This is a genomic window from Mesorhizobium sp. M2A.F.Ca.ET.037.01.1.1 (assembly GCF_003998075.1).
Lineage (GTDB): Bacteria > Pseudomonadota > Alphaproteobacteria > Rhizobiales > Rhizobiaceae > Mesorhizobium.
Genome location: NZ_RZSA01000410.1, coordinates 1 through 5,403 on the forward strand (window position 1 = coordinate 1; position 5,403 = coordinate 5,403).

5 protein-coding genes and 1 pseudogene are annotated in these 5,403 nt (G+C 63.3%); 4 read left to right on the top strand and 2 right to left on the bottom strand.

The window, feature by feature from the left end; genetic code table 11:
• Positions 1–302: pseudogene (locus tag EOA27_RS19990) on the top strand (ribonuclease E/G); the annotation flags it as partial.
• 199 nt (positions 303–501) lie between these two features.
• On the opposite strand, the gene EOA27_RS19995 reads toward EOA27_RS19990, so the two are convergent.
• A complete protein-coding gene (locus EOA27_RS19995) occupies positions 502–1,431 on the bottom strand; it encodes a glutaminase (RefSeq protein ID WP_189343142.1) in 930 nt (309 codons plus the stop codon).
• 5 nt (positions 1,432–1,436) lie between these two features.
• Positions 1,437–2,585, bottom strand: a complete 1,149-nt coding sequence (locus tag EOA27_RS20000; RefSeq protein ID WP_126082838.1) for an aminotransferase class I/II-fold pyridoxal phosphate-dependent enzyme — start codon at positions 2,583–2,585, stop codon at positions 1,437–1,439.
• 185 nt (positions 2,586–2,770) lie between these two features.
• Here EOA27_RS20000 and EOA27_RS20005 point away from each other — a divergent pair, with 185 nt between their 5' ends.
• From EOA27_RS20005 to EOA27_RS20015, 3 genes are all read left to right on the top strand, one after another.
• Positions 2,771–4,147, top strand: a complete 1,377-nt coding sequence (locus tag EOA27_RS20005) for a M48 family metalloprotease (protein ID WP_127256954.1) — start codon at positions 2,771–2,773, stop codon at positions 4,145–4,147.
• A gap of 58 nt (positions 4,148–4,205) precedes the next feature.
• Positions 4,206–5,033 (top strand): DsbA family protein, encoded by an 828-nt coding sequence (locus tag EOA27_RS20010; RefSeq protein ID WP_126082840.1) that lies wholly within the window; start codon positions 4,206–4,208, stop codon positions 5,031–5,033.
• A 132-nt stretch (positions 5,034–5,165) separates the two neighbouring features.
• Positions 5,166–5,403 (top strand): type II 3-dehydroquinate dehydratase (locus EOA27_RS20015; protein ID WP_127256956.1); only part of this gene is annotated, 238 nt, incomplete at its 3' end.

Consider the following 5,403-nt stretch of genomic DNA (forward strand, 5'->3'; position numbering starts at 1 on the left):
TGAAAAAGGGAAAGAGCCCCCGCCGTTCGCGCGCCAAGAAGGCCGCCGAGGAAGCCGTGGCAGAGACGGTGTCCGAATCTGTGGCGGAAGCCCAGGTCGCGCCCGTGGCGGTCGAGCCGGAGCCGGCGGCTGCCGCGGCGGCCGAGGCCGAGCCCGCCGCCAATGCCCACCCGACGCGGCGCAAGCCGCAGTCGATCGATGCGCCGGTTGTTCCCGTCGTCTCCTCGAACGTGTCCGAAGAGGCCAAGGCCGAGGACAAACCGAAGCGCGCAGGCTGGTGGCAGCGCAAGGGTTTCTTCTAAGCTTTTCAAATTGTTGGACTGATTTCTTTGCAAAGATCCCGCGCCACCTGGCGCGGGATTTTTTGTTTGCCGAAGCGCAAGGCAAATCGACATTCAGATCAGGCCGAGTCGAAAATGGTTGGTTCCGAGAACCGGAGTGAGCACCGGAAGCGCAGGAAACCGCCATTTGCAGGCCGGCCTCACCTGAATATCGACTTGCCTATGGCGCGAAGATCGACCAGTTCATCATCCGTGCGAGCTTCTCCAGGGCGATGGAGCCGAGCTTGGAGTTGCCGTTCTCGTTGAGGCCGGGCGACCAAACAGCCAGCGAAGCCACGCCGGGCACGATGCCCAAAATGCCGCCGCCGACACCGCTTTTGCCGGGGATGCCGACGTGGAAGGCAAAATCGCCGGAGCCGTCATAGTGGCCGCAGGTCAGCATCAGCGCGCCGATACGGCGTGCCCGCTCGGCCGACACGACCGAATGCCCGGTCGCCGGATTCCTTCCGCTATTGGCGAGGAACCGGCCCGCCATGGCAAGCTGCCGGCAACTCATGGCGATGGCGCAGTGATGGAAATAGACGCCCAGTGCCAGCTCCGGCTCATGATGAAGATTGCCGAAGGATTTCATGTAGTTGGCCAAGGCGAAGTTGCGGTAGCCGGTCGCCCGCTCGGACGCCGCCACTTCGCGGTCGATGATGATCGTCTCGTCATCGGCGAGGAACTGGATGAAGCGCAGGATCTCGCCGATCGCCTCGCGCGGCTGATGCCCGGCGAGCAGCACGTCGGAGACGACTATGGCGCCGGCATTGATGAACGGATTGCGCGGGATGCCGTTCTCATGTTCGAGCTGGACGATCGAGTTGAACGGATTGCCGGACGGCTCGCGGCCGACGCGCTGCCAGAGCGCATCGCCGACCTTTCCCAGCGCCAGCGTGAGGGTGAAGACCTTCGAGACGCTTTGGATGGAAAAGGGCTGATCGGCATCGCCGGCAAGGATGACGCGGCCATCATTGGTCACGGCGGCGATGCCGAACCTCTTCGGATCGACCTTGCCGAGCTGCGGGATATAGGTCGCTACCTTGCCGCGATCGGTGCGTTCAGCCATTTCGGCGGCGACTTCCGCCAATGCTTGCTCGAGTTCCGGCATGGCTTCTATTTCAGCCAGTGTTCGATGCGCGCCAGCGCCTCGACCATGTCTTCATGGCTGCCGGCATAGGAAAAGCGCATGGTGCGATGCCCCTGCTGCGGATCGAAATCGCGGCCTGGCGTCGCCGCGACATGCGCCTCGGCCAGCATTTTTCGCGCAAAGGCCATGCTGTCATTGGTGTGGCGGGTGACATCGCAGAAGGCATAGAAGGCGCCGTCCATGGGTGCTGCCAACGCAAAGCCGAGCTCGGGCAGACGCTTCATCAGAAGGTCGCGATTCCAGGCATAGCGCGCCTTCACCTTTTCGAGCTCCTCCGTGGCCTTGAAGGCCTCGATCGCGGCGATCTGCGACAATTCCGGCGGCGAGATATAGAGGCTCTGGGCGATACGCTCGACCGGCCGCACCAGTTCCTCGGGCAGCACCATCCAGCCGATGCGCCAGCCGGTCATGCAATAGTATTTCGAGAAGGAATTGATCACGGTCACGCCGGCGCCATGCGCCAGCGCGGTCACATCGGGCGCCGCATAGGCCAGCCGGTGGTAGATTTCATCGGATATGACGGCGATGCCGAGTTCCTCCGCCGTCTTCACCAGGGCCGCAAGTTCGTCCGCCGGGATCACCGCTCCAGTCGGATTGGCGGGGCTGGCAAACAGCACACCCTTCAGCGGCTTATCGCGATGCGCGCTCTTCAGGTGATCGGCATGCAGATAGGCATCCGTGCCGAGCTCGATCTCGACGATCTCGATGCCGAGCGCGGCCATGATGTTTCGGTAGGCAGGATAGCCTGGCGCGGCGATGGCGACGCGGTCGCCCGGATCGAACATGGCCAGGAAAGCGAGGTTGAAGGCGGCCGACGACCCCGTGGTGACGGCAATGCGCGACGGCGCGACATCGATCCCGTAATGCTCGCCATAGTGCTCGGCGATCGCCTTGCGCAGATCGGCCAGGCCCAAGGCATCGGTGTAGCCGATGCGGCCGTGCCTGAGGGCCGCGGCCGCCGCTTCGCGGACGCCGGCCGGCGCGGGATCCGACGGCTGGCCGACGGCCATCGACACCACAGGCACGCCGGTGGCCTTCAGCCGGTTGGCTTCGGCCAGGATGTCCATGGCGTGGAAGGGCTCGACTTCCCCCCGGCGCGAAAGCGAAACGACCATTTGACCTCTTCCAACTGCCCTATTTCGGTGAATTCCGGACGCAAGCAGCGCAGACTTGTCCTTGAACTGCCCTAGTTAAAGGAACAGCGCCGCACAAATGCCCGATTGATGTGGGGATCACAAGCGCGCAGGAAGTTGCCGGCGCCGACTTTTCATCTTTCGCCCGCTCGTCTACCAGTGGACCTATGTTGAGCCGACTCCGACCATCGATTGGCAGATCGACCTCCCTCAGCCGAACCGCGCGCGGCTTCGCGACGCTTATGCTTGCCGCCGCCGTTGCCGTGTCCGGCTCGGTCAGCGCCTTCGCGCAGGGCGTGCCGGTGGTGCGCGACGCCGAGATCGAGGCGCTGGTGCGCGATTATGCCCGGCCGATCTTCAAGGCCGCCGGGCTTGCCAATGACGGCATCGACATCGTTCTGGTCAACGATCCGAGTTTCAACGCCTTCGTCACCGGGCGGCGCCTGTTCGTCAACACCGGCGCGCTGGTGACCGCCGAAACGCCGAACGAGATCATCGGCGTCATCGCGCACGAGGCCGGCCATATCGCGGGCGGACATCAGCAGAAATTGCGCGACCAGCTCGACCGCGCCAAGACAATGGCCATTATCGCCACGCTGCTCGGCGCCGGCGCCACCACCAACAGCAAGGGCCTGGCGGGCGCCGGCGGCGAGATGGCGCAGCGCTCGATCCTTGCCTATCAGCGTACCGAAGAGATCACCGCCGACCGCTCGGCGATCACCTATCTCAACGCCACCGGCCAGTCAGGCATGGGCATGCTGAAGACCTTCGGCCGCTTCCAGAGCGCGCTGTCGCTCGCCGGCACCCAGGTGGATCCCTACCGGATCAGCCATCCGATGCCGCAGGAGCGCATCTCCAACCTTGAAGTGCTGGTCAAGCAGAGCCCCTTCGTCAATGTTGTCGACCCGCCGGCGCTGCAGCAGCGGCACGACATGATGCGCATCAAGATCGCCGCCTATATGCAGGGCCAGGCGGCTGTCGCGCGGCTGATGCGCAAGAATCCGACCAGCCTCGCCTCGCGCTATGGCGACGCGCAGCAGACCTATCTTTACGGCAATCCAGGCGCCGCGCTGACCAAGACGGCGGCGCTGATCAAGGAACAGCCGAAGAACCCCTATTTCCAGGAGCTGCGCGGCGATATCCTGATGAAGGCCAACAAGCCGAAGGACGCGGCGGACGCCTATGCCAAGGCGGTGAGCCTCGATCCCGCGCATTCCGGACTGCTGCTGGTCTCGCTCGGCCAGGCGCTGATGGCGGTGGGCACGCCCGATTCGCTGAAAAAGGCCGTGGTCCAGCTCAACAACGGCGTCGGGCGGGACAAGGAGAATGCCGAAGCCTATCGCTTCCTGGCGCAGGCCTATGGAGAACAGGGCGACATTCCGGCCGCCGATCTTGCCACCGCAGAGGGCCATTACTATGCGGGCGACTACAAGAATGCGAAGATCTTCGCCATGCGCGCTCAACAGAAATTGAAGCGCGGCGAACCCCGCTGGGTGCGCGCTCAGGATATTATAAACTACACACCGTCTAACAAACTCAAATGAACCTCCCGGACGTCGGCGACGACGAAGGCGGACCGGAACAGGAAAAAGGACGACGATAATGAACAAGGCAATCCTGCTTGGCAGTGCCGGCGGCCTGGCGGTGGCGCTCGGCATGCTGGCCTTCGGTTTCGTGGCGGGAAATCCGCAGGCCGCGAAGGCCGATACCGTGCAGGTCGCCCAGGTCACGTCCTCCGCCGACACCCAGGCGGCCGCCGATACCAAGATCGATCGCAAGGAGGTCGAGGGCATCATCCGCGACTACCTCTTGAAGAACCCGGAAGTGCTGCTCGAGGTGCAGGACGCGCTCGAGGCCAAGCAGAAGGAAGAGCAGCGGCTTGCGGCACTCGGCGTCATCAAGAATTCCAAGGACGAGATCTTCAACTCGACGTTCGACGGCGTCGTCGGCAACCCCAAGGGCAAGGTCACGATCGTCGAGTTCTACGACTACAATTGCGGTTTTTGCAAACGCGCCATCGAGGACATGCAGGCGTTGACCAAGTCCGATCCGGACCTGCGCTTCGTCCTCAAGGAGTTCCCGATCCTGAGCCCCGATTCGCAGAAGGCCAGCGTCGTCTCCATGGCGTTCCACCTGATGCATCCGGAGAAATACGGCGAATTCCACACCGCGCTGCTCGGCGGCCAGGGCCGCGCCACCGAAGCGACCGCTATCAAGGTGGCGCTTTTGCTCGGCGCCGATGAGGCGACGCTGCGCGAGAAGATGAAGGATCCGCGCATCGCCGAGACGCTTTCGCGCACCTATGACCTTGCGACGAAACTGTCGATCACTGGCACGCCGTCCTATGTGGTCGGCAACGAGGTGATCTTCGGAGCGCTCGGCCAGCAGGTTCTGGCGGAAAAGATCGAAGAGGCCAAGAGCGCACTGTAGGCGCTTGCGGATACAAAAGCCGGCCGCTGTGGACAGCGTAAGAACGCACTTGCGCTCTTTTCGCGGGCGGCTATGCCCATTATAGAGGCCCAGTGCGCCGGCTTGGGGTCGGCGTGAAACAAGGTCGGCATATTGAAAACGATTTTCGTCCTCAACGGTCCCAATCTCAATGCGCTCGGCAAACGCGAGCCGGGAATTTATGGCGGCAAGACGCTTGCGGCCATCGAAGAGGATTGCAAGGCGGCGGGCGCCGCGCTCGGGCTCGGGATCGATTTTCGCCAGTCCAATCATGAGGGCGATCTGGTCGATTGGATCCAGGAAGCCGGCGAGAAGGCTGCAGGCATCGTCATCAATCCCGGCGCCTACAGCC

What these genes read in the sequence shown, in the direction of transcription:
- EOA27_RS19995 (WP_189343142.1), bottom strand. Translation starts at nt 1,431, where the DNA reads ATGCCGGAACTCGAGCAAGCATTGGCGGAAGTCGCCGCCGAAATGGCT.
- EOA27_RS20000 (WP_126082838.1), bottom strand. Translation starts at nt 2,585, where the DNA reads ATGGTCGTTTCGCTTTCGCGCCGGGGGGAAGTCGAGCCCTTCCACGCC.
- EOA27_RS20005 (WP_127256954.1), top strand. Translation starts at nt 2,771, where the DNA reads ATGTTGAGCCGACTCCGACCATCGATTGGCAGATCGACCTCCCTCAGC.
- EOA27_RS20010 (WP_126082840.1), top strand. Translation starts at nt 4,206, where the DNA reads ATGAACAAGGCAATCCTGCTTGGCAGTGCCGGCGGCCTGGCGGTGGCG.